Consider the following 25,712-nt stretch of genomic DNA (forward strand, 5'->3'; position numbering starts at 1 on the left):
TCGGTTCAATCGGCAACTCCACCCTGATGAATACGCGCGGGCCAAGAAGGACGCGAAGATCGCAGCGGAGAAGTTGGGAATCAGCTTGGCGCAGGCGGAGGGTCGCATTGTTGCCGAGATACTGCGTAACTCGGACAAACAGACGGCGGAGGCATCAGGCGGCAAGCATGACTACGAGATTCGGAGCATCGTGGGCTGCCAGAATTTGAACTGCGACGGTTACAAGAACGATCCGCAGTATGCGAATCATGATTACAACAGCGAGTACATTAAGCCGAATCAGGGCGCGTATGACCTTGGGCGGCAGCAAATTGAGACTGGGCTGAGTGATGCGGAATTGCGACAGAAAAACTTGGCGTATGAGCGAATTGGAAAGCTTGCCACCACAGTCGTCACCTGCTTGGTGGCGGGGCCGGTTGCCTGCAAAGCAGCTGCTTCTGGGATGGCGACAACGCTTGGGTTGAGCTATTTATCTGGAAAACCCTTGACTACGGCTGAAACGATCGGTGGACTTTATGGTGGAGCTCTGGGGGGAATCTACGGCCAAGCCTTGAGCACATGGACGGGCGGCACCAGTTCGCTAATGCAATCAAGCGTTCTCTTCGTTACAAAAACAGGAACGATTTTTACCGGAAAGCAAATAGGCGTTCCGTTGGGCAATGCGACCGGACTAGCTGAATCGGTTGACCCTATGTTTGATCCATCCGCCAATCGTTGGTGGGGAGTAGGAAATACTTGGAATCAGATCAAGGAGCTGAAAAAATGAGGGTGGAAATTGGTGCGATCGTAATTGCTCTTTCGGTGCTGACGATTACATTTCTTCTATTTGGAAGAAGTGTGGGAGATTCGTTTAGGGCGAAGTTTTTCTATTGGTTGAAATCAACGATGACGATGGCGCCGCTGCTTTTTGCATGGTTCGCTTATAACGAGCCGCCCGCATTTGGCATGATCGGTGCACTGGTGAGCATCGGTCTAGCTGCCATTTTGACTTTGGGGCGCTCATACCTTCTTGCGATGTTGTAGTGCAGAGTGGAAAACTGGGCCATTGTCGGGATTATTGACCGGTTCAACCGGTAACTTCATCCTGATGAAAGGCAGTGGGGGAAGAGTAAGGCGAAGGATTTTGTGGCGTTCTATAAGCAGGAAACCGGGCAAGACATCACAATCGATCAAGCGCAGAACATGTTGCTAGTGAATGGATTTCGTTTGGTCGATGCAGCAGCCAGCAAGGGACCGGGCGGTGATTCGACAGCGGTGGCTTATATCAATCAGAACGGCGGTGGACTGTTTGCCAAGGACCAGTACTACAATAAGCCGTTCATGTTGAGAAATAAGAATGGCTTGCCAACGCCGGAACAGGCCGCTTTGTCGAGCAACACGGGTAAACCGGCAGGCCCTGGTTTACGGGCGCCGGATTATTCATCCGCGAATGGATCGGGTATGAGTATGGCCTACGGAACATCTGTGAATTTGCATGATGGTCAGATTTACGTCGGTGGAGGGAAAGCAAATCCATTTTCGCCTTCTGGAAATATTATGTTTGGGTATCTGTTTTCTCCAGGCGATGAACCCACGCTTGAAACCAACAATTTCCTTAATGGAGCTGCGGTTCCGATCGGCGGGTGTATGTTTGGCATTTTCATAGGGTTGAATCCTTAGTCTCTAGCTTCAAGTGCAACACCTTGAATCAAGTAAGGTGTTGCGATGACGAAGTACAAGCATCTGAGCGCGGAGGAACGCGCGATCATAATGATCGAACATCGGAAAGGCAGCGGCACAAGAGCGATCGCACGACTGCTTGGGCGAAGTGCCTCGACAGTTTCGCGTGAACTGACGCGCAACGTCGATACAGCGGCGCCGCACTACGATGCGACGCGTGCGGCGTCGGCGTACCGTGTTCGTCGTCAAGGTTACGGACGGCGGCGCAAGCTGCTTGCCGGCAACGCGCTGTATCGGCATGTGCATGACCGGTTGGTCTACTGGCGCTGGTCGCCGCAGCAGATTGCTGCCAGACTTCGCCGTATGTATCCCGACGATCCCGACCAGCGCGTCAGCCACGAAACGATTTACGCCGCGATATACGCTCATCCGCGAGGCGGGCTCAAGCAGGCGATGATCGAAGCATTGCGCCAGGAAAAGCCCGTGCGTGGACGCCGGCGCACCACGCTTGCTGGCGGCGGATTCGTGCCCGAGGCTCTGCGCATCATTCACCGGCCCGAAGAGATTGAGCTGCGGCAGTTGCCGGGGCATTGGGAAGGCGACCTCATCAAGGGTGCGTTCAATCGTTCCGCCGTGGGCACGCTGGTCGAGCGCAAGACGCGTTTCGTGGTGCTGTGCCGCATGGACGGCTGCACGGCCCAGGACGCCCTGGAGGGCTTCACGCGCCAGATGAAGAAGCTGCCGGCCTTTCTGCGCGAGAGCCTGACCTACGATCGCGGAACGGAAATGACCTGCCATGTCGAGCTCTCCAGGCGATTGAATCTCGATATCTGGTTTGCCGATCCGCACGCGCCTTGGCAGCGCGGCAGCAACGAGAACACAAACGGTTTGCTGCGCCAGTTTCTGCCAAAAGGCATCGACCTATCGGCAGTCACACAGACCCAGCTCAACGACATTGCCAAATTGCTCAACGGCCGGCCTCGTCAGACGCTTGGCTGGGATACGCCCGAGGAAGCCATAGCCAAGGAATTGGAAATCGCTGGATTTGCTAAACGTTGCACTTGACTCTTGAGACCGCCCTTCCTGCCCTTCGAGCGATTTCGGGCATTTGGATGCGCGTTCCAAATGTAAACGGTAAACGGACCTTAGGCCCCGGGCCGGCGCGTGTCGGCCTGACAAGGGCCGAGCGGCGTGCCCGGCCATGACGGCCAGCGTGCCGGTGCGCGATCCGGGCGGTTCGAGAACTCGTCCGCTGCGGCCGGCCCGTCTGTCATCCCGGTCGCGTGCGCGAAGTCCGCCATCGTCCAGCCGCGGCCGAGCAGCAGGCGGCGCGTATGCAGCGCGCCGTGCACGTCGTCCGGCACCTGCTCGCCGAGATAGCGCAGCGTCCGCCCTTCGACATCGGCGAACCCGTGACGGTAGTCCCGCGCGAGCGCGGTCCACAGGTGCGCGGCGCCGACCGACTGCCGCGCGCCGCTGATCAGGCACAGCCCTGCGTCGAGGCTCCAGCGGTACAGCGCGGTCGCGAGGCCGCGGCGCTGATGGGAAGAACGGAAGCGGGAATGCGGCGCGCGCAGGTAGCGGTCCGCGCGGCGGGGAATTTCCGGCAGCCGGTTGAACACCGTGCTGCCCGCAAGCTGCCGGGTCGCGGGATCCTCGACGTAGAGGAAGTATTCGCCGTCCGCCTCGCGGTGGCGGACGATCAGGCCCGTCGTGCCGAGCGGCACGGCGGGCAGCCCGTGCAGCCGGTCGCCGGGGCGATGGAGACGCGCGTGGAGGGTATCCAGTTCATCGTCGATGGTGTGCTGGCAATGCTGTACGTCGATGCGCATGGCAAAAGGGGATCGTGTCGAGCGTGTCGAATGGTTGGGTCATGGCGATGGGAATCGGGTGGTGCGGGGTGGCGCGGCCCCCAGGCTCGGCAAGCGAGCCGGGGCCGCGCATCAGCTGGGGATGTGCTGGAAGCCGGCGGCGATCGCGGCGAGGCCCGCGACGCAAAGCGCAATCAGGATCAGGACTTTGAGCATCACGCCTCTTTCCTCATGAACGCGCGGCGCCGGCGGGCGGCGTCGCGGAGACGGTGAACGGCGGGCGGCGCCCGCGCGGCCGTCGTGCGGGACGACGGTCGGGTGTCCATGGCGGCGCGTGTCTCGGTCTCGGTGTTTCGGCCGGCGCGTCGCAGATGCGGACGGCTCGAACCATACGCGAGCCTGCTCGGTCGTGCAATCGGGTTGGCGGGGAAAGGCGGCGAAAAGCGGGGATTCGCGTCGTTTCGCGACAATTGGCCGCAAGCTGGCCGATTTTCGAGATGGAAGGGTGCGGGCGAATGCCGGCAAAGGGCACGTCACCCGGACGCCGCACCGGCGGCGACCGGTCGGGCTCGCGCCGCCGCTTCATGGTGGCCCGGGTGGCCCCGGTGACCCAAGAGACCCAAGAGACCCAAGAGACCTCGGCGCGCCCGCGCGGCGTCAGGCCGCCTGCTGCTGCCCGAACACGCGCCGGATCCGCGCGAACAGCCCGTGCTCGGCGATCCATGCCGCGTAAGCGCGATAGTCGGGATCGCGCATCAGGTGGCGTTCCTCGGTCTTCGCGCGCAGGTAGTAGATCAGGTTGACCGTGGCGAGCGCCGCGCTGTGTGCGAGTGCAACCTGCCAGCCGAGCGGCTCGACGAACGGCACCGAGACCATCCAGTACGACAGGTTCTTCGTGATGTAGGCCGGATGCTTCGTGAAGCGGTACGGGCCCGACGTGATGATGCCGCGGTTGGTCAGGTTCGAGAAGCGCAGGCCGAACGCGATCGTCGACAGCGCATAGCACAGCAGCAGCGCGATGATCGTCGCGCCCCAGACCACGCGGATCGCCGGTGCCGACAGCAGCCAGTTGTCCCAGAACATCGAGCCTTCGTAGTGGATGTAGTTGGTCGAGATCAGCGACCAGAACGGCTGGTAGCAGATCAGCGCGGCAACCCAGCCGAGCGTCGTCGGCTCGGCGGTGCGCACGTGGCTGTCGAGGATGCGGAACGTGCACAGATAGCCGACGGTGCCGAACATCAGGTCCATCGTGAACGACAGGTCGTACATGAACACGAACAGCGCGAGCGACATCGGCGCATGCATCGCGTTCGCGAGCGACGCGCTCAGGTGGTCGGCGTCCTTCGACAGGTATACGGTCATCAGCGGCAGGAAGAACGCCTTCACCATCCACCCGGCGAGCAACTCGCGCACGGGCTGCCAGCTCGCCGGCATCTCGCCGCGGAACAGGAAGCGTCCCCACAGCAGGTACGCGTCGTCGGTCTCGCGCTGGTGACGGTCCATCCACGCGAAGTAGACGGGGGCGGCGCCGATCACGTACGGCGCGAGCGAGCGCAGCAGCGACCAGAACGGCAGGTAGAACGTGCCGTGATACTCGGGCAGCAGCCAGTACAGCATCCCGATGCCCGCGTAGATCGACGCGAGCGCGCCGAGCCGCACCGCGACGCGCGCGACGGACAGCGGCCGTACGGCCTGCCGCGACAACCCGGCGCTCGGGCGCAGGTAGACGCGCGAGATGAAGATTTCGTGCAGCGCGATCGTGCCGATGATGGAGAGGCTTGCGATGACCGCGCGCATGGCGCCGTCGAGGGCCGGCTGGTCGCGCGTGATCCACAGCGCGAAGAGGCCGGCGGTGATCCCGAGCAGGCCGGCCCGGAACGGTGTGGCGGAACGGGGCGGCCGATCCTGGGAGATGGCGACGCCTTCGAGCGTAGAGTTCATGCGATCCTCGTATGGATGAGGCCGGCGCCGCCGCGCGGGCGGCGCCGGCTGGCGACCGGGCGTTGGTTTGTTGTGTGCCCGGCCACGTGGCCCTGCGGGTCGATTACTTCTTGACGGTGCCGCCGAGCAGGCCGCCGACCAGGTTCGTCACCGGCGCGAGCAGGTTCGTCGCGCCGGCCGTGCCGCCGTTCGAACTGCCGGTCAGGCCGCCCGTGACGGTGCCACTGCCGGACGGCGTCGTCACCGTGCCGGTCGCGCCGCTCGGGCTCGCGGCAACGCCTGCGCCGGTGGTGCCGGCGGGCGACGTCAGCGAACCGGCGAGCGTGCCGACCGGGCCGTTCGTCAGCGCGCCGGTCAGGTTGCCCGTCACGTTGCTGCCGCCCGGCGTCGTGACCGTGCCGGTGAGGCTCGCGCCGAGCGGCGTCAGCGCGTTGACGAGGTTCGTGACGGGGGCGAGCGGGCCGCCGGCGGCGCTGGTGCCGCTCGTACCGCTGGCACCGGTCGTTCCGCCGATCGAGCCGAGCGAGTTGACCAGGTTCGTGACCGGCGCGAGCGGGCTGCTGCTGCCGGTGCCGCTCGTACCGCTGGTGCTGCCGACTGAGCCGAGCGTGCCAAGCAGGTTGGTGACGGGTGCGAGCGGGCTGGTGCCGCCGGTGCCGCTCGTACCGTTGGTGCTGCCGATTGAACCGAGCGTGCCAAGCAGGTTGGTGACGGGGGCGAGCGGGCTGGTGCCGCTGGTGCCGCTCGTACCGCTGGTGCTGCCGACTGAGCCGAGCGTGCCGAGCAGGTTGGTCACCGGTGCGAGCGGGTTGCTGCCGCTCGTGCCGCTGGTGCCGCCCGAGCCGCTGCTGGAACTGCCCGTATTGCCGCCGAGCAGGCCGCCGACGCTTGTCACCGTGTTGCCGAGCTGCGTGACGACGTTGCCGGCAGCGGTGCCGGCCGGATTGCCCGTCGAGTTGCCGACTGTCGAGCCGGCCGTGCCCAGCCCGTTGCCGATCGTGGTCAGCAGGTTGCCGACCGGGGTGCCGAGGCTGGTCGTGGTGCCGACGTTCTGCGAGGTGCCCGGGGTCTGGACGCCGCCCGTCAGCGTGTTCGTGATCGGGTTGATCAGCGTGCCGACCTGCGTGCCGAGGTTCTGGATCGGGGTGCTGCTCAACGTCGTGTTCAGGCCCGACGCCGCGGTGTTGATGACGTTCCCGACCGTGTTGACGAGACCGCCGACCGTCGTCGTGACCGGGGCGAGCGGCGCCAGCGGGCGGCTGCCGACGCTCGTGACCGCGTTGCCGAGGTTGCTGACGGCGCCGCCCGCGCCGCTCAGCAGGCCGGTCGTCGAGGTCAGCGTCGGGCCGAGCGGATTCGGCGACACGCCGATCGAGCCGAGGCCGGCCGCGACACCGTTGCCGAGCGACTGCACGCCGTTGCCGAGGCTCGTGACCGCATTGCCGACACTCGTCGCCGCCGGGTTGCTGGACACGCCGCCTACTTGCGTGCCGCCGTTCGCGACGGTCGTGCCGAGCGCCGTGACGAGGTTGCCGGTCTGCTGGAGGACACTGCCGAGCGGGGTCGCGCCGGACGTGCCGGAGGACGTGCCGGAGGACGTGCCGGAAGACGTACCGGAAGACGTACCGGACGATGTACCCGAGGACGTACCGGAGGACGTACCGGAGGACGTACCGGAGGACGTACCCGAGGACGTACCGGAGGACGTACCCGACGATGTACCCGACGATGTACCCGAAGACGTACCCGAAGACGTACCCGACGAGGTACCCGACGAGGTACCCGAAGACGTACCCGACGAGGTACCCGACGAGGTACCCGAGGACGTACCCGACGACGTACCCGAAGTACCGGACGTGCCTGAAGTACCGGACGTACCCGTAGTACCGGACGTACCCGAACTACCGGACGTGCCCGAGCTACCGGACGTACCCGAAGTACCGGACGTGCCCGAAGTACCGGACGCGCCCGAAGTACCGGACGTGCCCGAACTACCGGACGTCCCGGAAGACCCCGATGTACCCAATGCGCCCGACGTCCCCGACTCGCTCGGCTTGATGGAGGGCACGGTCGGACCGTCGACCGAGCCGCAGCCATACAGCGCGAGCAGCGACGAAATGGCGAGCGTGAGCGTTGTTTTTGTGAAGTAACTTTGCATGTGGGCCTCGACGATTGGATTTGTCCCAGCCAGCACTGCAATTTCCGCGCCATGGAAGATTGCCAACGATCGTTGTGGTATTCCATGCGGGAAGCGCGAAGTTCGATGTCTTTTGTTCAGAGTAAAGGCGTTTTTTACGGATCGGGTTCACCCTAAGCGACGCAATGTTCCCGTAAGAGGCGTAACGCGCGGCGGAACGTTACGTAGCGTCGGCGTCTGCCAGGGCGTTTGCCGGTTTATGCGACGCGCGGGCGTCCGGCGATCCGGCGGCAGCGCGTTCCCGTGCGGTGCCTGACCGAGGCCGGCGTCTTTGACGACTTCGCCGGACACCGCGAACATGACGCCAATGCGCCCGCCTGCGGGCGGATCCGCATATATCGTCAACCGAACCGTCAACCGGAGCGGCGACCGGAGCGGCGACCGGAGCGGCGAACGGACCCGCACCGAACCGGTCACCAAACCGGTCACCAAACCGACACCCCCAAATCGATACAGGACACCGACATGAGCGAACAGGACAGGGAGAAGGGCAAGGCGCGTCGCATCGACGTGATGGGCGAGGCGTTCGTCGAGCGCGCGATGCGCGATCTCGACGGCTTTTCGCGGCCGTTGCAGAACTGGCTGAACGAACACGCATGGGGCAGCACGTGGCAGCGCGGCGGGATCGATCTGAAGACGCGCAGCCTCTGCACGTGCGCGATGCTGGCGGCGCTCGGCCGCAGCACCGAGCTGAAGGGGCACGTGCGCGGCGCGCTCAACAACGGCGCGAGTCTCGTCGAGATTCGCGAGGTGCTGCTGCACAGCGCGCTGTATGCGGGGGCGCCGGCTGCGGTCGAGGCGTTCCGCAGCGCGCGCGAGGTGATCGCCGAACTCGGCCTGAGCCTGCCCGACGACGAGGCCTGAGCCGGCCTCGGCGCCGTTTCACGCTGCGGGCGCCGCCACCCGATCGCGGCTTTCGCCGCGCGGCGCGGCGTCAGCGCCCGGCGTGAACGACAGGTGCGCCCGGCTCGACCTGCGCGTCCGGCGCTCCAGCCTCGACCGGCGCCGCCGCGACCTCGGCCAGCCACTCGGTCGTGGCGCCCGGAATCGTCACCGGCAGCATGTGGCCGCCGTCGACCACCCGCAGCCGCACGCGCGGCGACTTCTGTGCAAGCGCCTCGCCGTGATTGCGCCAGTTCAGGATGCGGTCGCTGCGCCCGTACAGCACGTCGACCGGCAGCGCGAGCGACGCGTAGCGGCGTTCCATCGCGGGCAGATCGTCGGGCACCGCGATCAGGTCCGACGACGTCGCGTAGAAACTGCGCGGCCGCAGCCCGAGCAGTCCGCCGCCCTTGGTCGGGAAATCGTGCGGCACAGCTTCCGGCGCGAACACCGCGCTGACCGCCTTGCGGCCGGTCAGGATCGTCATCGGAATCGCGAAGGTCCACGATACGAAGTGGCGCACGAGCTTCGACGGGATCAGCAGCGCGCGGAACGGCCCCGGCGGCGCGGCTTCCGGATGCGTGAGCGGCGCGATCAGCGCGAGGCGGCTCACGCGCTCCGGATGATTGAGACCGACCGCGAGCGCGATCGCGCCGCCGAGCGAATGGCCGACGAGCACCGGCTTGTCGAGTTGCAGCGCGTCGATGAAGCCGGCGACCGTGCGCGCCTGCGCGTAGATGTTCGCTTGCGAGCGCGCGCCGCGCACCGAGCGGCCGGCGCCCGGCCGGTCGATCAGGATCACGCGATGCCGTTCCCCGAGCTGCTGCAGCGGCAGGTACGCGAAATTGCGCCATTGCCCCGCGAGCCCGTGCACGAACACGATCGGCGGGCCGTTGCCGTACTCGACGTAATGGATGCGGTCGCCGCCGACATCGACGAAGCGGCCTTCGGGCGGGAACGCGCGCGTCACGCGCCGCGCGACGTACCCGGTGAACAGCGCGAGCGCCGCGAGCACCGCGGCGACGCCGATCAGCACGTGCTGGATCAGATGGAAAGCATGGCTCATGTCGTCCTCATCGGGTTTCAGGCGCGGGTTTCAAGCGCAGGTTGCGAATGCGGCGCAGCAGCCGCGTCGGCCTTCGCGCGCCGTTCGAAATGCATCGCCGAATCGGCGAGCGGGCTGAACTTCAGCGACGCGAGGTCCAGCACGTAGTTCTGGTGGAATTTCCACGGCTTCTTCTGCCCCTGTTTCGGCAGGATCCCGGCTGCACGCTGGATGTAGCCCGAGCTGAGGTTCACCGCCGGCACGTCGCCGAGGTCGCCGGGCGCGAGGCGCGGCATACAGGTATCGTAGCCGTTTGCGCGCATGTGGTTGAGCAGCCGGCACACGTAGCGCGCGATCAGCTCGGCCTTCAGCGTCCACGACGCGTTCGTGTAGCCGAACGACGACGCGAGGTTCGGCACGCCGCTGTACATCATCCCCTTGTACGACACAGTCTCCGACAGGTCGACCGCGCGGCCGTCGACCGTGAGCTTCGCACCGCCGAGCATCTTCACCTTCAGGCCGGTCGCGGTGACGATCACGTCCGCGTCCAGCCGCTGGCCGCTCTTCAGCTGCAGGCCGGTCGGCGTGAAGCGCTCGATCTCGTCGGTGACGATCGACGCGCGGCCCGCGCGGATCGCCTTGAACAGGTCGCCATTCGGCACGAGGCACACGCGCTGGTCCCACGGCTTGTAGCGCGGCGTCAGGTGCTTCGTGACGTCGAAGCCGGCGCCGACCTGCTTGCCCGCCGCGCGGATGATGAACTTCTTCGTTTGGTCGGGCTTGCGGCGCGCGAGGTTGTAGAAGTACATCGTCAGCAGTACGTTCTTCACGCGCACTAGCCGGTGCGCGAGCCGCGACGGCAGCACGCGGCGCAGCGCGTTCGCGATTCTGTCGCGCGCGGGCAGCGACACGATGTAGGTCGGCGAACGCTGCAGCATCGTCACGTGCTTCGCAACGCCTGCCATCGACGGCACGAGCGTCACCGCGGTCGCGCCGCTGCCGATCACGACCACGCGCCGGTTCGCGTACGACAGGTCCTTCGGCCAGTGCTGCGGATGCACGAGGCTGCCCGCGAACGTGTCCAAGCCGGGCCAGTCGGGCAGATAGCCCGCGTCGTAGTCGTAGTAGCCGCTGCACATGTAGAGGAAGCGGCAGGTCAGCACGAGCGGCTCGACGGTGTCGCCGCGCGTGCGTTCGACGCGCACCGCCCAGCGCGCGCGTGCCGAATCCCAGTCTGCGCCGACGACCTTGTGGCCGTAGCGGATCGTCTTGTCGATGCCGTAGGTGCGCGCGGTGTCGCGGATGTAGTCGAGGATCGTCTGGCCGTCGGAGATCGCCTTGTCGCTGTGCCACGGGCGGAAGCTGTAGCCGAGCGTGAACATGTCGGAATCCGAACGGATGCCCGGATAGCGAAACAGGTCCCAGGTGCCACCGATCGCGTCGCGGGCCTCGAGGATCGCGACGCTCGCGAACGGGCAGCGCTGCTTCAGGTGATAGGCCGCGCCGATGCCGGACAGGCCGGCGCCGACGATCAGCACGTCGAGGTCGGCCTGTCGGTGATCGTCGCGGCGCGTGCCGGTCGCGGCGGCGTGGCCGTCGTTGACGGGTGGCGCAGCGCGCCGGTCGGTCGTCGTCGAAGTCATGCGAGATCCTTGGTCGGCGTGGTCGGGAGCGCGGCGCCCGTGTGCGCGCGCCGCTTGCGCTGCGGCGGCGGCGCGTCTATTGTGGTGTTGGTCGTCACCACTTTAGTTTTCGGGTGTCCTGATGTCAAATAGCGCAATGGAGAAAGCACTCGAAACGGATAAACGGGGCCGCGCGTACGGCGGCGTGGCGCCCGAGGTACGTGCGGCGGAGCGCCGCGACGCGTTGATCCGCGCGGCGACGCGCGTGTTCGGCACGGTCGGCTTCCGGAAGGCGACCGTGCGGTCGATCTGTCAGGAAGCGAAGCTCAACGACCGTTATTTCTATGCGGCGTTCGACAGCACCGACGATTTGCTGCGCTGCACCTACCTGCATCATGCGGAACAGCTGCACGACGCGGTCGCGCAGGCGGTGGCCGCGCGCGGCGGCGATCTGGAGGCGCGCGTCGACGCGGGGCTGGCCGCGTTCTTTGCGTTCCTGCGCGACCCGTGCGCGGCGCGCGTGCTGATGCTTGAGGTGATGGGCGTGAGTGCCGAGACCGACGCGACGTATCAGCGCGTGCTGATCGACTTCGGCAAGCTGATCATGGCGATCGGCGCGTCGGGCGAAGCGGCCACGGCGGCGGAGCGGGCCGAGCAGCGGCTGATCGGGCTCGCGCTCGTCGGCGCGATGACGAACGTCGGCGCCGCGTGGCTGCTGACCGGCTATCGCGATCCGGAAGCGCTGATGATCGCGAGCTGCAGGAAGGTGCTGCTCGGGACGCTGCGGTCGGCGGGGTAGCGGGCGGGACAAGCGGCGCCCGCCGCGACGCAAAAATGACAGCAAAAAGACTGCGTTCGCGCCCATAGCGTTTCTCAACGGCACGCCGGATTCTAATTAAAAAATCAATCGGCTAGCGTCCTTGGCTTTTTCTGAATTCGTCGAATATATTGTCCTCACGACGAGGCGGCTTAATCGAATGATTAACACGCCGCAAGATTCGACGAAAAATCGGGGGCCAATTCTCTTTTTTGTCTGGCGCGCGCTGGTGCGCCACATCATGACCTGACATCGAGCGTTGCACGGCTTGGCCAGGAGGACGGGGCGCGCGTCGGCGCGCCTGCGTTCACGCGGCCGGCGGACGTTTTGCGCCTGCCGGCCGGCGACGGTTCGATATTCATGGGTGAACTGCTGGTTTATTCAAATTCTGGGCGAATTGAAAAATGAATAACGAAAATGCCGGTCGTGGCAATGGCGATATCCAGCGCCATTCGGTTTTCATGAAAAACAGCTCGAAAATTCTCGAATTCACGCTGTTCACGCTGCGCGGCACGGGCATCGGCGAAACCCTGTGCGATTTCTTCGTCGCGAAGGTCGGCGGCGAGATCTTCGACGAATGGATGACGAATCTGACCGCCGTACCGGCAGACGGGCCGGACAAGGAACAAGCGATGCGCGAGCTGCTGCTGCATGGCACTTACGGGCCGCTGACGCGCAACCTGCTGAACGCCTGGTACACGGGCACGTGGAACCACCTTGACCCTGACTGGTGCAAGGCGCACCTGCCCGCCGGCCAGTCCGACGCGGATCGCGTGATCTCCGCGCGCGCGTACCAGGAGGCGCTCGTGTGGCCGCTCGTCGGCGCCCACCCGCCTGGCGCGAAACAGCAGGGCTGGGCCGCGTGGTCCAGCCCGCCATCGGCGCCGCCGCTGCGCTGAACGGCCGCCGCGCCGTCCGTCCTGCCGGGGCCGCTTACCCGTCCTGCAGGCCATCCCGCATGTCCCGCCGGGCCGCGCCCGGCTCCACCGGGGAATCCAGCAATGAAGATCGAAGCAGCGCAGAGCGCGCTTGAGCGGCGTTACGACGTCGTCATCGTCGGCGCGGGCATCATGGGGGCCATCGTCGCGCGCCGGCTGGCCGAGCACAAACGCCGTGTGCTGCTGCTCGAGGCGGGCACCGGTTCAGGGCTGAACTTCACGCACTACACGCAGTTCCTCGACACGTATTACACGGAGCTCGCGAAGGTGCCGCAGGCGCCGTACCCGAACAACCCGGACGCGCCGCAGCCGAACGAGACGCAGATCGACATCGTGCGCGAGGGCGCGAAGAGCGCAAGGAGCGAAGAGAAGAAAAAGGACGACGCATATTTCGTGCAGCGCGGGCCGTTGCCGTATCGCAGCACCTACACGCGCTACGCGGGCGGCACGACGCTGCACTGGCTCGGCACGTCGCTCCGGATGCTGCCCGAGGATTTCAAAATGCGCAGCCTGTACAACGTCGCGCAGGACTGGCCGCTGTCGTACGACACGTTCTCGCGCTACTACGAGCTGGCCGAACGCGAGCTCGGCGTATCCGCGAACGTCGAGGAGCAGGCGTATCACGGCCAGCGCTTTCCGGAGGGCTATGTGTATCCGATGCACGGGCTGCCGCCGAGCGTCGTCGACCAGCTGTTCGCCGAGAAGCTCAAGGGGCGCAGCTTCGGTCTGGACGACGGCGCGCATCCGCTCGACGTGATCGGCACGCCCGCCGGGCGCAACGGCGTGCCGAACCCGGCCTATGACGGCGGCAACGGCTACGTGCCGGTCGGCGCGGTCAGCTCGCGCGCGATCGGGCATCGCTGCATGGGCAACACGAGCTGCGTGCCGATCTGTCCGGTGCAGGCGAAGTACAACGCGATGAAGACGCTCGTCGCGAGCCAGGGCGAGTGGGTGACGCTCGTCACGCAATGCGTCGCGAGCAAGCTGAAGATCGATCGCGACACCGGCCGGATCACCGGCGTGACGGTGCTGAGCTACGACAAGCCGGGCGACGCCGGACACCGGACCCTGGAGGCCCGCGGCGACATCGTCGTGCTGTGCGCGGCGCCCGTGGAGAACGCGAAGCTGCTGCTCGCGTCGGATGCGGCGAACAGCAGCGGGCTCGTCGGCGTCGGGCTGATGGACCACCCGGAGCTGCTGACCTGGGGGCTCGCGCCGCGGCAGGTCTGGCCGTTTCGCGGGCCGATCGCGACGTCGGGAATCGAAGGCATGCGCTGGGGCGCGTTCCGCAGCCACACCGCGTCGTTCCGCATCGAGATCGGCAACGAGGGCTGGGGCTGGCCGACGGGGGCGCCTGGGACCGACGTGAAGGATTTCGTCGACGGCAACCTGTGGGGGCGCAAGCTGCAACGCGAACTCGTCGCGCGCGTGACGCGCCAGGTGCGCTTCGGGATCCTCGTCGAGCAGTTGCCGGAAGCCGGCAACCGGGTGGAGATCGACGATCGCTATCGCGACATCCTCGGCAACTACCGGCCGGTGATCCATTACGACGTCGGCGACTATACGCGCGCCGGCTTCGCGTTCGCGCGCCAGGTGTCCGACCACATCTTCTCGCTGTGCGACGTGGCGGACCGTACGAAGCCGTTCGACGATCAGCCGAAATTCGACTACCAAGGGCACACGTTCAACTACCAGGGCGCCGGACATTACATGGGCGGGCACCGGATGGGCAGCTACCGGCACGACTCGGTCGTGAACGCCGACCTGCGCGCATGGGATCACGACAACCTCTACGTGGTGGGCTGCGGCAGCATGACCACGAGCGGCACGTCCAACCCGACCCTGACGGGCGCGTCGCTCAGCTTCCTCGCCGCCGACCGGATCGAACAGGCGCTGGGCCGCGAACCGCGCATCCACACGGGAGCAACCGTATGAACCTCACGGAAAAAGTCCGCCTGCTGCATGCGTACCAGGCGGCGCAGGCCGGCGCGCTTGACACATCCGGCACATCCGGCATCGACGCGGCCAGCCTGCTCGAGCACCTGCCGCACATCGGCCTCGACGCAACCATCCCGACGCTCGACCGGACGTTCGGCGAGCTGGCCGACGTAATCGGCTCGACGGATATCGACACCGACCGGAAGAACCTGCTGGAAGACCTGCAGCAGGCGCTGATCCTCGAGCACGCGACGATCCCGCCGTATCTCACGGCGCTCTACACGCTCGCACCGAACAGCGGCTGGCGCGCGGTCGAGGTGCTGCGCTCGGTCGTCGTCGAGGAGATGCTGCACATGACGCTCGTCGCGAACGTGATGAACGCGCTCGGCGGCGCGCCGCAGACGAGCGCCCCGACATTCATACCCGCGTATCCGGCGCCGCTGCCGTTCGACATCGACGGGATCAAGGTGAACCTGTTCGGGTTCTCGCGAGATGCGGTCGTGCAGGGCTGCGCGATCGAACGGCCGCGCACGCTGCGTGGCAACGTGCTGTTCCGGGCCCATCCGGTGCAGACGGACATGACGATCGGCGAGTTCTACGTGCGCATCCAGGCGAAGCTGTGCGGGTTCGTGCACCGCTACGGCGCGGCACGCACGTTCATCGGCGATCCGTCGCGGCAGGTGGGCGAGGGGTTCTACTACGACGGCGCGGGCGCGACGTTCCCGATTACCGACCAGCTGTCGGCGCAGTTCGCGCTCGAGACCATCCGCGACCAGGGCGAAGGCGTGAGCGACACGATCTGGACCGGCAACCGCGAGCGCTACAAGAGCTTTCCGGAGGTCGCGCATTTCTTCCGCTTCAACGAACTGCTGGCCGGGCGCGAATACCAGCGGGGCGACACGGTCGAAAGCGGCCCGACCGGCAAGCCGCTCGAGGTCGACTGGGGCGCGGCGATCCCGATCCGGCCGAACAGCAAGCTCGAAGACTACCGCGACGCGCCGGAAATCCTCGCGCATGCGCAGGCGTTCAATGTCACGTACTGGGATTTCCTGCGGACGATCGAGCGCGCGTTCAACGGCGAACCGGCGCTGCTGCAGCAGGGCATCGGCCGCATGTTCACGCTGAAGGACCTGTTTCTGCGCCTCGTGAACAATCCGCTGCCGGGGCAAGCGACGCGGCTGCACGCGGCGCCGACGTTTGAATACGCACCGCCGGCCTCGTCGGACGCGGCCCTTTCCTGAACACTGCTGATTACTGCCTGTCACCTTCCAAGGAGACGTTCATGTCGACCCAACTGCCTTCCGTGCCCGCTCCGCTGACGATGCCGTTCTACTATTCATCGCTGATCAACTGTGTCGTGCATTTTCTCGTCGACGCGAACCGGGTGACGCCGTTCCTGCAGAACACGCTGCTGCGTCCGGCGCTGTTCGGCGGCCGCGCGTCCGTCGCGTTCAACTTCCAGGCTTATACGGGCCAATTCTCGGGCGGCGTCGATCAGCCGTCCGAAAAGTGGCCGGCGAGCTGCATCGGCGTCACGCAGGAGCTGGAGCTCAACATCGTCGCGTTTCCGGCCGCGCAGGCGGCCTCGCTGCCGGAGGTGAGCTTCGAGCAATGGGTGATGGGCGACGACCAGACCAAGCTGATGGGCAATCACCGCGTGTACGTGCCGTGCGACAGCGACGTCGCGATCGAGGCGGGCGAGAAGCTGTTCGGCGAGCCGAAGTTCAAGACCACGTTCGGCGTGAACCTGCCGTCGCTGAACCCGGTGCGCAAGCCGAACGTGTCGTTCTACGAGCCGGAATGGGTCGAGACGTGGAGCTTCCGCGTCAACGATCCGCAGATGGCGGCCGAGGACATCTTCACGTGCGTCGCCGATCTGAACGGCCTGACGCCGGTGCCCGGCAACATCTCGTCGATCACCGAATACGGCCATCACGACGGACGCGCGATCGCGTGCCGCTGGAACATCCTGCAGCCGTTCAAGACTTTCTGGCTGAAACCCGAGGACGCGCACCGCGTGAGCGTGCGCTATGGCCTGAGCCGCCACCCGATGCAGCAGGCGATGAAGGCGCTGCTCGACGGCGCGCATGCGCATGCGGTCCAGACCTTCATGTCGGCGCCGGCGGCGATCCAGAGCCGTGCGGTGTTCCTGTGAGCGCATCGTGCACGCATTGCGCGCGCATCGTGAAGGAGAGCGATCGTGAGCCTCGAAACCTTTCTGTCGGTCGAACGGACGGGCGTATCGCAGCCCGTGCTGTCGAATCTCGCGCAGTACTTTCTCGGTAACTGGGACGACCTGAAGCGGCAGTACGACTACGTCGTGATCGGCGGTGGCGCGTACGGCACGACGTTTGCCGAGCGCATCATGCGCTCGGGCAACGGGCGCGTGCTCGTGCTGGAGAAGGGCTCGATCTTCTTCCCCGACCACGCGCAGAACCTGCCGCCCGCCTACGTGAACGCGGTGTACGGGCCCGCCGTGTCGCCGTGGATCCTTGACGGCAATTTCACGCTGGCGCCGCAGCAGCCGTATGTCGGCGGGCGCGCGCTGTTCTGGAACGCATGGGTGCCGCAGCCGCGGCCGTACGAGTTCCCGCACTGGCCGGCGTCGGTCGTCGCGTCGCTCGACGCCGAGTGGTATCCGGCCGGCGAGCGCATCGGCCGGCGCTTCAGCCTCGCCTGCGCGGGCAACGACAACCGGACGCTCGACACGATCGCGAAGGCGCGGCTATTCGAAGGCAATGCAAGCATCGCGTGCGCGGTGCCGCTGACGATGCCGTCGGATCTCGACAGCGCGATGGCGACCGGCGCGGACGTCGCGCCCGGCCAGTTCGCGAAGTACGCGCCGGTCAAGACGCTGGTTGCGCTGGCGCAGGCGTACCGGGACCGCCTGAAGGTCGTGCCGCTCACGACGGTCGCGCGGATGCACGCGGACGGCGGCCGCATCTCGCGGCTCGAACTCGTGTCGACCGACCAGCACCGGACGATGACTCTCGACGTCGGCGCGGCCCGCATCGTGCTCGCGAACAACACGATCGAGGCGGCCGCGCTGTGCCTGACCGCGCTGCCCGAGCATCCGCTGCTCGGCAAGAACCTGTGCGTGCACAACCGCTCGGCGCTGACGTTCCGGATTCCGGCCGGGCATTTCCCGGCGATCGCGGACCAGCTGCAGGTGTGCGCGTATTACCAGCTCAGCCAGGTCGACGACGAGCGGTTCTTCCACAACCACATCTCGGTCGTGTTCAATCCGCGTCCGGCCGAGGATGAGGACCTGCTGTATCGGGTGCTGCCCGACGCGTCGTCCGCGCAATCGCTCGCGATGTACCGCGAGCCGGGCTATGTGTACGTGCTCGTGCAGGCGCTCGGCGAAATGCTCGGCGAGCGCAGCCCGAAGAGCTGGAACCGCGTGAGCCTGCGCAACGGGCAGACGCTCATCACGCTGCACGAGCGGCCGCAGGATGCGGACGCGCGGCGCAAGATGAACCAGTCGGTGAAGGACATCGTGCGCGTGCTGTCGGCCGGCGCGCCGGTGCAGTACATGCATGCACCGGACAACGAGCCGCTCGACATCACGTGGCGGGCCGACATGCCGCCGATCGATTCGCGGATGGTGTTCCATGAGGCCGGTACGCTGTGGATGGGCGATTCGCCGAACGATTCGGTTACCGATACATCGGGCAAGGTGCACGGGATCGGCAATCTGTACGGCACGGGAAGCATGCTGTTCCCGTCGCCGGGGTCGTGGAATCCGACTTATACGGGGATGGCGATGACGTCGCTGCTGGCGAAGCGGCTGGGCGGGTAGGGGAACGGAATGGCCGGCGGGGCGGGTGGGGGCCGTCCTGCCGGTGTCCGCTGGGGCAACGGTTTGGTGGCGTGTGACGGGTGCCGTGGCTGTGGGCTGAATCCTCGTCAATTTTGAGACTGAATTCGGTCTATAATCAGTCCTGTTTCCATCGGACAGGACGAGGTGCCGTCATGAAGTTCTCCACCCAGGTCAAGCCGATCAGCTACCTGAAGAGTCACGCCGCGGAGATAGTCAAAGATATTTCGGAGAGCCGTGAGCCGATGCTCATCACCCAGAACGGTGAGGCCAAGCTCGTGGTCATGGACATCAAGTCGTTTGAGGAGCATGAAGAGACACTTGCGCTCCTGAAGCTTCTTGCCCTCGGCAATCGCGAGATCGAGCAAGGACACTTCCGTCCTGTCGAAGATGTATTCGAGGAACTCGACAAGGATGACGAGCAATGACGCTTCGTGTCGTGATCCTGCGGTCAGCGGAAGCGGATCTGAAGTATCTGAAGCGCTACATCCAGTCAAACTTCGGAGTCGAGACGTGGCAGGCCACCTACAGCAAGATCAAGGACGCCATTGCCGTGATCCAGTCCTACCCGAACCGAGGCTGGATTCCCGAGGAGCTGGTCAACATTAATCTGACGCAGTTTCGTCAGGTGATCGCCGGAATGAATCGTATCATCTACGAAGTTCGCGGCGACGTCGCATACATTCACATCGTGTGTGACACCCGCAAGGATCTGAAATCCCTTCTCATGAGAAGGCTACTTCGCAGCGGTTGAACGCCTGACTCGTGCGGCACGATTTATCCGGCAGCCCGCTTCGCCCCCGTCCCGCGCGCCCGCGCCGCCCGCGCCGGCGCCTCGCCGATCCTCTCGCGCATCGCGTCGATGAAAGCCCGCACCTTCGGCGACGGCAGCCGCGTCGACGGAAACACCGCGTGGATCCCCGCCGGCGGCGAGCGCCACGCGGGCAGCAGGCGCACGAGCCGTCCTGCGGCGACATCGTCCGCGATCGAGAAATCGGTCAGCAGCCCGAAGCCGCCGCCCGCGAGTGCAATCGCGCGGCACGCGGTCGCGGTGTTCGACACGACGTGCGCGCTGCAGCGCACCGACACCTTGCCGCCGCGCGTGTTCTCGAGTTCGAGCGTCTGCGGGCGCGGCAGCGACGACAGCATCACGAACGGCAGCGCCGCGAGCGCGGCCGGGTCGCGCGGCATGCCCCAGCGCGCGACGAACGCGGGGCTCGCCACCGGCCATTTCTCGTATTCGCCGAGCTGTACCGCACGGTAATTCGAATCCGCGAGCCGGCCGATCCGCACTGCGACGTCGATGTTGTCCGCGACGAGGTCGACGAGCCGGTCGTTCGCGATCAGCTCGACGTCGAGTGCCGGATGCGCGTCGCGCAGCGCGACGATCGCCGGCGCGACGACCTGCGCGCCGTAGTCGATCGGCGCGCTCACGCGCAGCGTGCCGCGCAGCGGCCCTGATTCCGACGACACTGCATCGAGCGCGTGCTCGGCCGCCCGCACGATGTCGCGGCACGCATCGTAAAACGCACGCCCCGCGTCGGTCACGGCGAGCCGCCGCGTCGTGCGCACGAGCAGGTTCGCGCCGACTTCGGATTCGAGTCGCTGCATGTGCGTGCTGACCACCGTCTTCGCGAGGCCGAGCCGCTCGGCCGCGGCCGTCAGCGAGCCCGCTTCGACCACCGCCACGAAGATCGCCAGCCGGTTCAGGTTCACGTCGCGCAGATCCGCCATCGTCGATTGTCCTGTCGGAGAGGAAGATGTTTCCGCGATTATCCGTCTTCTGGCGACGGCCGGCGAGCGCTACGCTGGGGCCGTTCGTCGCCGATTCCCGGCGGCGCGTGATTCCGGAGTGTCCCCATGTCGGCCGCAGGCAAGCCCGCTTCTCCCATCCGCGTCTATTCGTACCTGCTGTCGGGGCATGCGCATCGCGTGCGCCTGTTCCTGTCGATGCTCGGCGTGCCGTTCGAGACTGTCGAAGTCGATCTCCGCGCCGGCGAGCAGCGCCGGCCGGCCTTTCTCGCGCTGAATCCGTTCGGGCAGGTGCCGGTGATCGACGACGGCGGCCTCGTGCTGGCCGATTCGAATGCGATCCTCGTCTATCTCGCGAAACGCTACGGCGACGCGCAATGGCTGCCCGACGATCCTGCCGGCGCGGCGGCCGTGCAGCGCTGGCTGTCGCTCGCGGCCGGCCCGATCGCGGCGGGCCCGTGCGCGGCGCGGCTCGTGACCGTGTTCGGCGCGCCGCTCGATCACGAAGCCGCGAAGCGCACGGCGATCAAGCTGTTCGACGCGATCGACGCGGAACTGGCGGACAAGCCGTTCGCCGCCGGCGCGCGGCCGACCATCGCCGACGTTGCCGCCTACACATACATCGCGCATGCGCCGGAAGGCGGCGTGTCGCTCGCGCCGTATCCGCACGTGCGCGCGTGGCTGGCGCGGGTCGAGGCGCTGCCCGGGTTCGTCGCGATGCCGACGACACGGGCGGGTTTGCTCGCCGCGTGACGCATGTATCACGTCATCTTCATCAGGAGTGCAAGCGATGCCTGCGCCGACTGTTGCGATTCCGGGCTGGGAACTGGACGTCCCGCCGTTTCACGCGGGTGAGCTCGCGGTGCAGCAGCGTGCGGGCGTGGCCGAGGCGGCGGGGGCCGCCGGACGGCGCGGGATCCGGCGCTTCATGCCCGACCAGCACCGGACGTTCTATGCGCAATTGCCGTTCTTCGTGCTCGGCGGCGTCGATGCGGGCGGCCAGCCTTGGGCGACGTTGCGGGTGGGCGCGCCGGGTTTCGTGTGGTCGCCCGATCCGCGCACGCTGCGGATCGCCGGCGACACACTGCCCGGCGATCCGCTCGACGGCGCATGGCGGGCCGGCGCGCAACTCGGCGGGCTCGGCATCGAGTTCGCCACGCGCCGCCGCAATCGCGTGAACGGCGTCGTGCAGGCGGTGGACGGCCACGCGCTGACGCTCGCGGTCGAGCAGAGCTTCGGCAACTGTGCGAAATACATCCAGGGTCGTACGCCGGTGTTCGAGCCGCGCGGTGGCGCCGAGCCGCGTCGGCTCGAACGGTCGGATCGCCTGAGCGACGCCGATCGCGCGTTGCTCGCGCAGGCGGATACGTTCTTCGTCGCGAGCGCGAATACGTCGGCGGACGCGGGCGCGGCGGGCGGCGTGGACGTGTCGCATCGCGGCGGGACGCCGGGCTTCGTGCGCGTCGACGATGCGTGGACGCTGACGACGCCGGATTTCAGCGGCAACCGCTTCTTCAACACGCTCGGCAACCTGCTGCATGACCCGCGCGCAGGCCTGCTGTTCGTGGATTTCGAGCGCGGCGATGTGCTGTATGTCGCCGCGCTGGCCGAAATCGTCTGGGACGGACCGCTCGTCGCGTCGTTCGACGGCGCGCAGCGGGTCGTGCGGTATCGCGTGCAGGAAGTGCGGCGCAGCGCGGCGGTCATGCCGTTCCGGTGGTCGACGGTCGAATGGGCGCCGCAGTTTGCGGATCGCGTCGCGCGTAGCGGTTTGAATGACGCCGGTGGGGCGGCGTCCGATGCGTCTGTCGACGGCTTGGCGCCGGGCAGGCGTGGGCATACGCTGCCGGCTTCGGCTTCGGCTTCGGCTTCGGCTTCGGCTTCGGCTTCGGCTTCGGCTTCGGCTTCGGCTTCGGCTTCACCTTCGCCGGTGTCAGCAGCGTCAATGGTGTCGAACGCTCCAGCGGCATCGAGTGCACAAACGGAATCCCCACCGACCTGGCGACCGCTTCGCATGACTGCCATCATCGACGAAGCACGCGCGATCCGTTCGTTCCATTTCGAGGCGGCAGACGGCGGCGCATTGCCGTCCTACGAAGCGGGGCAACACGTACCGATCCGCATCTCGATGCCGGGACGCGGCACACCGGTCATGCGCAGCTATACGTTGTCCGCTGCTTCCGACGGCCGGCGTTACAGGATCACGGTGAAGCGCGAGGGTCTCGTATCGACGTGGCTGCACGACCATGCGCAGGCCGGTGCGGTCATCGATGCTCAGACGCCGCGCGGCCATTTCACGTTCGACATGTCGAGCCCGCGCCCGGCCGTGCTGATTTCGGCGGGCATCGGCATCACGCCGATGATCGCGATGCTGGATCGCGCGCTCGCCGACGACAATCCGTCGCGGCGCGTGATCTTCGTGCACGGCGCACGCACGGCGGTCGATCGTCCGTTCGCGGCGGAACTGATGCAGCGGGCCGCTGCCGATGCGCGCTTGTCGCTGCACTGGTTCGACAGCCGGCATGAAGAGGGCGGACTCGCGCGACCGGGCCGCGTCGATGTCGCGCAGTTGAAGCGCATCCTGCCGTTCGACGACTACGACTTCTATCTGTGCGGGCCTTCCGCGTTCATGCGCGATCTGTATGAAGGCTTGCGCGCGCTCAACGTGGCCGACGAGCGCATCCGCTTCGAGGCATTCGGGCCGTCGAGCGTGACGCGCAAGCCGGCGCATGCGGCCAGCGCGCCGGCCGGCGAGCTTGGAACGGTCACAACGACGGTCACGTTTCGCCGGACGGGGCGCGCAGCGACGTGGACGCCCGCCGACGGCAGCCTGCTCGAACTCGCCGAAGCGCAGCGCATCGACGTGCCGTTCGAATGCCGCTCGGGCGCATGCGGCACGTGCGCGACTCGCGTGCTGGCGGGGCAGGTCGACTACGTGCAGACACCGGACGCCCCCGTCGAGACGGGTTGCGCATTGCTCTGCGTCGCGCAGCCCGCTGCCGGGGCCGGCGAGCCGCTCGTGCTCGATCTTTGACGCGTCCGTCGAGCTGGGCCGCTGTCGGACCGCCACGGGCGCAAGCCGGTGCTGCTGGCCGGCACATCGGGCTCTACATCGCGGGCTCGCTGGATTGCGTGGCTGGCTGTACGTGCCGCTGACCGCCGGCATCATCGTGGCGAACCTGCTGGTGTGTGCCGCTCGCAGGCCTGGTCAGGCATCAGCCGAAGGATGTGCCACTTTGGGCGCCATCATTTGTCTTCGCGCATCGATGGCGTAAAGGTGATTCCCACCAGCAATCCTTCCGGCCCGATGAAGCGGCTGACAGTCTGGCCCCACGGCTCATTCCGATTCTTGACCAGCATCCGATATCCGCGTGATTCGAGTTCCGCCGTAGCCGTTTCGACGTTGTCGACATCAAACTCGATCCAGGCTTGCGGGACGGGTACGTCAGCACACCACGAATCCGTGCCGAAGCACGACTGAGCGGCCTGAGAGAGCGGCCACAAGGCGAAGGTGTTTGCGCCTTTCAGGCTCTCCGTGTGGAGATAGCCACCTTTCTCTTCCTTGAAGGGGATACCGAAGGCCCGACTGTAAAGCTCGCGGCTTGCCTGGGCATCAATCACGATCGGGCCAAAGCCGGCAATGAACAAGGCCGTGGTTTTGGGGATCTTTTCCATGGCATCTCCTTTGCCGCGAATGCGCGGCGCCATGAGGAACGAATCTGTCCGCCCGCGGCCGTCGATCTGATGCGGCGGCCAGTATTCAGGTCGCGCGGGGCATGGGTGAGTGTAGGCTTGTTTCAGATGGCCGGCAGGCATCACCACCCGGCGGCGAACGGCGATCGGGCGGGGTTGGTCGCGCTCGCGCCATCGACTGCGCGCGTCACGTCACCGACGTACTGCTGACGCTCGATTGTCCATTTCCGATTTTGGTCGAGGGCACCATTTTTCGTCCGACGACCTCGCCTGCTGTGCGACTACGTGGACGTGATATGACCGCGGCCCGGCGCAGGCACCCCGATTCTTGCTGTCCAATTGCGCGGACACAAAGTGACGCTTGACGCAAACGGCCATGCCGTCTTGTCGTCGTTGCTCACTCCGACGTGATGCATGTCAGCCGAACGATACGCGTAAAGACCATCGCCGCCATCAGCCGCGTGTCGGTTTATCGAGTATTGCAGCAAGAAACAGGGGGCGCGCGACTGCTTGCGCCAATATCGTTCAGGCAGAGGGAAGCGATTGCGTTTCCCTCTCCCAACTTCAGTCAATGAGGAGTTCACCATGTCAAAGGAAGATGACAACAAGGCCATCGTGGGCCGCTGGTTCACCGATTTCTGGGGCGAGACATGCAATCTCGACATCGTCGATGAACTTGCCGCGCCCGACATGCTTCTTCAATACTCGCTACACGAACCGCGGCGTGGTCGCGAGGACATCAAGGCATTCATGACCGATTTCCGCGAAGCGTTCCCGGACCTCAACTTCTGGGGCGCGGCGGATCTCATCGCCGAGGGAGATTATGTCGTTGGCCGCTGGGAGGGGGGCGGCACACATACCGGTCCGGCATTCAGCGATTTCCTCTTTGGATCGTTGCCTGCTGCGACCGGTCGGAAAATGCGCTTCACCGGCACGACCGTGCTTCGGCTCAAGGACGGCAAGATAGTTGAAGAAATCGGGCTGGACGACGGCGTGACCGCGCTGCAACAACTTGGACTCGTCAAGGCAGCGTGATGGAAGGCGCAGCGCTTCCGCAGTCTCCAGGCAACGCTGTACCCATCTAACGACACAACGACAACGGGCCGGTCGCACCCCGGCCTGTTCCATGGGCATCGCGCTAACCCAGAGGGTCAGCCTTGGGGCAAAGAAGGGGCATTCGAAGCAACAACGTTGACCGTCGTTTTTTTGCCGACTGCCGCCCGACGCGGTCGGACACAACCGACCGTGGATTCAACTGGTCGACCCACAGCTGTCACGATGGCAATTCTCAATGTGCACGAGTCACTCACTCAGGTACGTTGGCCTACCGCACGGCCGAAGCGACCCTTCGACGGATATTGAGCACCTTCAACCGGGAATGACTTACCGTCCGGTTACGCTCGACTGACTCCGACCATACGCGTCCAGACGTTCTGCATTCCTGAAAGCATCCATTCAACGTCGTTCATGACTTTGTCAGGCGCCATCGACCACGATCGAAAGCGGGGCATTGCCTGCGTGCACCGGTAAACCCTGTCCGGAACGGTATCGATTGTCATCGACGAATCGGACAATGATGATCCGCACGCGGGGTGAC

General features: G+C 65.9%; 23 protein-coding genes and 1 pseudogene. 17 read left to right on the forward strand and 7 right to left on the reverse strand.

Annotation, left to right across the window (positions count from 1 at the left end; translation table 11 throughout):
* The 4 genes and pseudogenes from ACV22Z_RS32285 to ACV22Z_RS32300 all read left to right on the forward strand — a co-directional run.
* Window positions 1–766, forward strand: a pseudogene (locus ACV22Z_RS32285) (hemagglutinin repeat-containing protein); the annotation flags it as partial.
* Window positions 763–1,023: a hypothetical protein gene (locus ACV22Z_RS32290; protein ID WP_448080303.1), complete on the forward strand. Its 261-nt coding sequence runs from the start codon at window positions 763–765 to the stop codon at window positions 1,021–1,023. The pseudogene ACV22Z_RS32285 and the gene ACV22Z_RS32290, both read left to right, overlap by 4 nt.
* A 102-nt stretch (window positions 1,024–1,125) precedes the next feature.
* Window positions 1,126–1,659: a hypothetical protein gene (locus ACV22Z_RS32295; RefSeq protein ID WP_448080304.1), complete on the forward strand. Its 534-nt coding sequence runs from the start codon at window positions 1,126–1,128 to the stop codon at window positions 1,657–1,659.
* 45 nt (window positions 1,660–1,704) lie between these two features.
* A complete protein-coding gene (locus tag ACV22Z_RS32300) occupies window positions 1,705–2,724 on the forward strand; it encodes an IS30 family transposase (protein WP_448080305.1) in 1,020 nt (339 codons plus the stop codon).
* Between the two features lie 80 nt (window positions 2,725–2,804).
* Here the strand turns inward: ACV22Z_RS32300 and ACV22Z_RS32305 are convergent, their stop codons facing one another.
* The 3 genes from ACV22Z_RS32305 to ACV22Z_RS32315 all read right to left on the reverse strand — a co-directional run bounded on the left by ACV22Z_RS32305 (window position 2,805) and on the right by ACV22Z_RS32315 (window position 6,885).
* Complete coding sequence (locus ACV22Z_RS32305; protein WP_448080306.1) at window positions 2,805–3,491, reverse strand: histone acetyltransferase; 687 nt, start codon at window positions 3,489–3,491, stop codon at window positions 2,805–2,807.
* A gap of 636 nt (window positions 3,492–4,127) precedes the next feature.
* Entirely contained in the window at window positions 4,128–5,411 is a 1,284-nt protein-coding gene (locus ACV22Z_RS32310; RefSeq protein ID WP_448080307.1) for an isoprenylcysteine carboxylmethyltransferase family protein, read from the reverse strand.
* Between the two features lie 103 nt (window positions 5,412–5,514).
* Window positions 5,515–6,885 carry a collagen-like triple helix repeat-containing protein gene (locus ACV22Z_RS32315; RefSeq protein ID WP_448080308.1) on the reverse strand — a complete coding sequence of 457 codons (1,371 nt, stop codon included), beginning with the start codon at window positions 6,883–6,885 and terminating at the stop codon, window positions 5,515–5,517.
* Between ACV22Z_RS32315 and ACV22Z_RS32320 the strand changes: the two genes are divergently transcribed.
* Both ACV22Z_RS32320 and ACV22Z_RS32325 read left to right on the forward strand, forming a co-directional pair.
* Entirely contained in the window at window positions 6,842–7,561 is a 720-nt protein-coding gene (locus ACV22Z_RS32320) for a hypothetical protein (RefSeq protein ID WP_448080309.1), read from the forward strand. The two genes, ACV22Z_RS32315 and ACV22Z_RS32320, sit on opposite strands and share 44 nt — an antisense overlap.
* Before the next feature lie 512 nt (window positions 7,562–8,073).
* Window positions 8,074–8,472, forward strand: coding sequence for a carboxymuconolactone decarboxylase family protein (locus ACV22Z_RS32325; protein ID WP_448080310.1), 399 nt, complete (start codon window positions 8,074–8,076; stop codon window positions 8,470–8,472).
* Window positions 8,473–8,542: 70 nt separating this feature from the next.
* Here ACV22Z_RS32325 and ACV22Z_RS32330 read toward each other — a convergent pair whose 3' ends face one another.
* Entirely contained in the window at window positions 8,543–9,556 is a 1,014-nt protein-coding gene (locus tag ACV22Z_RS32330; protein WP_448080311.1) for an alpha/beta fold hydrolase, read from the reverse strand.
* Window positions 9,557–9,573: 17 nt separating this feature from the next.
* The gene (locus ACV22Z_RS32335; RefSeq protein WP_448080312.1) at window positions 9,574–11,178 is read right to left on the reverse strand and encodes a flavin-containing monooxygenase; all 1,605 of its coding nucleotides are present in this window, start codon (window positions 11,176–11,178) and stop codon (window positions 9,574–9,576) included.
* A 121-nt stretch (window positions 11,179–11,299) separates the two neighbouring features.
* On the opposite strand from ACV22Z_RS32335, the gene ACV22Z_RS32340 reads away from it, so the two are divergent.
* The 8 genes from ACV22Z_RS32340 to ACV22Z_RS32375 all read left to right on the forward strand — a co-directional run bounded on the left by ACV22Z_RS32340 (window position 11,300) and on the right by ACV22Z_RS32375 (window position 19,424).
* Window positions 11,300–11,956, forward strand: a complete 657-nt coding sequence (locus tag ACV22Z_RS32340; protein ID WP_448080313.1) for a TetR/AcrR family transcriptional regulator — start codon at window positions 11,300–11,302, stop codon at window positions 11,954–11,956.
* A gap of 422 nt (window positions 11,957–12,378) precedes the next feature.
* Window positions 12,379–12,873: a hypothetical protein gene (locus ACV22Z_RS32345; RefSeq protein WP_448080314.1), complete on the forward strand. Its 495-nt coding sequence runs from the start codon at window positions 12,379–12,381 to the stop codon at window positions 12,871–12,873.
* Between the two features lie 102 nt (window positions 12,874–12,975).
* Entirely contained in the window at window positions 12,976–14,847 is a 1,872-nt protein-coding gene (locus ACV22Z_RS32350) for a GMC family oxidoreductase (protein WP_448080315.1), read from the forward strand.
* Window positions 14,844–16,091 carry a ferritin-like domain-containing protein gene (locus tag ACV22Z_RS32355; protein WP_448080316.1) on the forward strand — a complete coding sequence of 416 codons (1,248 nt, stop codon included), beginning with the start codon at window positions 14,844–14,846 and terminating at the stop codon, window positions 16,089–16,091. The genes ACV22Z_RS32350 and ACV22Z_RS32355 overlap by 4 nt, the downstream gene beginning before the upstream one ends.
* Window positions 16,092–16,132: 41 nt before the next feature.
* Complete coding sequence (locus tag ACV22Z_RS32360) at window positions 16,133–17,005, forward strand: hypothetical protein (protein ID WP_448080317.1); 873 nt, start codon at window positions 16,133–16,135, stop codon at window positions 17,003–17,005.
* A 45-nt stretch (window positions 17,006–17,050) separates the two neighbouring features.
* On the forward strand, window positions 17,051–18,652 hold the full coding sequence (locus tag ACV22Z_RS32365) for a GMC oxidoreductase (RefSeq protein WP_448080318.1): 1,602 nt from the start codon (window positions 17,051–17,053) through the stop codon (window positions 18,650–18,652).
* A gap of 173 nt (window positions 18,653–18,825) precedes the next feature.
* Window positions 18,826–19,098, forward strand: coding sequence for a type II toxin-antitoxin system Phd/YefM family antitoxin (locus ACV22Z_RS32370; RefSeq protein WP_448080319.1), 273 nt, complete (start codon window positions 18,826–18,828; stop codon window positions 19,096–19,098).
* The gene (locus ACV22Z_RS32375) at window positions 19,095–19,424 is read left to right on the forward strand and encodes a type II toxin-antitoxin system RelE/ParE family toxin (RefSeq protein ID WP_448080320.1); all 330 of its coding nucleotides are present in this window, start codon (window positions 19,095–19,097) and stop codon (window positions 19,422–19,424) included. Before ACV22Z_RS32370 ends, ACV22Z_RS32375 begins: the two co-directional genes overlap by 4 nt.
* Before the next feature lie 23 nt (window positions 19,425–19,447).
* Here the strand turns inward: ACV22Z_RS32375 and ACV22Z_RS32380 are convergent, their stop codons facing one another.
* A complete protein-coding gene (locus ACV22Z_RS32380) occupies window positions 19,448–20,404 on the reverse strand; it encodes a LysR family transcriptional regulator (protein WP_448080321.1) in 957 nt (318 codons plus the stop codon).
* Between the two features lie 126 nt (window positions 20,405–20,530).
* Here ACV22Z_RS32380 and ACV22Z_RS32385 point away from each other — a divergent pair, with 126 nt between their 5' ends.
* Both ACV22Z_RS32385 and ACV22Z_RS32390 read left to right on the forward strand, forming a co-directional pair.
* Complete coding sequence (locus ACV22Z_RS32385) at window positions 20,531–21,175, forward strand: glutathione S-transferase family protein (RefSeq protein WP_448080322.1); 645 nt, start codon at window positions 20,531–20,533, stop codon at window positions 21,173–21,175.
* A gap of 37 nt (window positions 21,176–21,212) precedes the next feature.
* Entirely contained in the window at window positions 21,213–23,456 is a 2,244-nt protein-coding gene (locus ACV22Z_RS32390) for a 2Fe-2S iron-sulfur cluster-binding protein (protein ID WP_448080323.1), read from the forward strand.
* A gap of 212 nt (window positions 23,457–23,668) precedes the next feature.
* Here ACV22Z_RS32390 and ACV22Z_RS32395 read toward each other — a convergent pair whose 3' ends face one another.
* The gene (locus tag ACV22Z_RS32395) at window positions 23,669–24,097 is read right to left on the reverse strand and encodes a VOC family protein (RefSeq protein WP_448080324.1); all 429 of its coding nucleotides are present in this window, start codon (window positions 24,095–24,097) and stop codon (window positions 23,669–23,671) included.
* Between the two features lie 603 nt (window positions 24,098–24,700).
* Between ACV22Z_RS32395 and ACV22Z_RS32400 the strand changes: the two genes are divergently transcribed.
* Entirely contained in the window at window positions 24,701–25,150 is a 450-nt protein-coding gene (locus ACV22Z_RS32400; RefSeq protein ID WP_448080325.1) for an ester cyclase, read from the forward strand.
* The last annotated feature ends 562 nt before the right edge of the window (window positions 25,151–25,712 follow it).

The sequence above is a fragment of the Burkholderia sp. PU8-34 genome (genome assembly GCF_053427725.1).

Excerpts from the sequence above, each read along its gene's own strand:
- ACV22Z_RS32345 (WP_448080314.1), top strand. The coding sequence starts at position 12,379 with ATGAATAACGAAAATGCCGGTCGTGGCAATGGCGATATCCAGCGCCAT.
- ACV22Z_RS32395 (WP_448080324.1), bottom strand. The coding sequence starts at position 24,097 with ATGGAAAAGATCCCCAAAACCACGGCCTTGTTCATTGCCGGCTTTGGC.
- ACV22Z_RS32400 (WP_448080325.1), top strand. The coding sequence starts at position 24,701 with ATGTCAAAGGAAGATGACAACAAGGCCATCGTGGGCCGCTGGTTCACC.
- ACV22Z_RS32330 (WP_448080311.1), bottom strand. The coding sequence starts at position 9,556 with ATGAGCCATGCTTTCCATCTGATCCAGCACGTGCTGATCGGCGTCGCC.
- ACV22Z_RS32360 (WP_448080317.1), top strand. The coding sequence starts at position 16,133 with ATGTCGACCCAACTGCCTTCCGTGCCCGCTCCGCTGACGATGCCGTTC.
- ACV22Z_RS32350 (WP_448080315.1), top strand. The coding sequence starts at position 12,976 with ATGAAGATCGAAGCAGCGCAGAGCGCGCTTGAGCGGCGTTACGACGTC.
- ACV22Z_RS32390 (WP_448080323.1), top strand. The coding sequence starts at position 21,213 with ATGCCTGCGCCGACTGTTGCGATTCCGGGCTGGGAACTGGACGTCCCG.
- ACV22Z_RS32290 (WP_448080303.1), top strand. The coding sequence starts at position 763 with ATGAGGGTGGAAATTGGTGCGATCGTAATTGCTCTTTCGGTGCTGACG.
- ACV22Z_RS32355 (WP_448080316.1), top strand. The coding sequence starts at position 14,844 with ATGAACCTCACGGAAAAAGTCCGCCTGCTGCATGCGTACCAGGCGGCG.
- ACV22Z_RS32385 (WP_448080322.1), top strand. The coding sequence starts at position 20,531 with ATGTCGGCCGCAGGCAAGCCCGCTTCTCCCATCCGCGTCTATTCGTAC.
- ACV22Z_RS32340 (WP_448080313.1), top strand. The coding sequence starts at position 11,300 with ATGTCAAATAGCGCAATGGAGAAAGCACTCGAAACGGATAAACGGGGC.
- ACV22Z_RS32335 (WP_448080312.1), bottom strand. The coding sequence starts at position 11,178 with ATGACTTCGACGACGACCGACCGGCGCGCTGCGCCACCCGTCAACGAC.
- ACV22Z_RS32370 (WP_448080319.1), top strand. The coding sequence starts at position 18,826 with ATGAAGTTCTCCACCCAGGTCAAGCCGATCAGCTACCTGAAGAGTCAC.
- ACV22Z_RS32310 (WP_448080307.1), bottom strand. The coding sequence starts at position 5,411 with ATGAACTCTACGCTCGAAGGCGTCGCCATCTCCCAGGATCGGCCGCCC.
- ACV22Z_RS32325 (WP_448080310.1), top strand. The coding sequence starts at position 8,074 with ATGAGCGAACAGGACAGGGAGAAGGGCAAGGCGCGTCGCATCGACGTG.
- ACV22Z_RS32375 (WP_448080320.1), top strand. The coding sequence starts at position 19,095 with ATGACGCTTCGTGTCGTGATCCTGCGGTCAGCGGAAGCGGATCTGAAG.
- ACV22Z_RS32305 (WP_448080306.1), bottom strand. The coding sequence starts at position 3,491 with ATGCGCATCGACGTACAGCATTGCCAGCACACCATCGACGATGAACTG.
- ACV22Z_RS32380 (WP_448080321.1), bottom strand. The coding sequence starts at position 20,404 with ATGGCGGATCTGCGCGACGTGAACCTGAACCGGCTGGCGATCTTCGTG.
- ACV22Z_RS32300 (WP_448080305.1), top strand. The coding sequence starts at position 1,705 with ATGACGAAGTACAAGCATCTGAGCGCGGAGGAACGCGCGATCATAATG.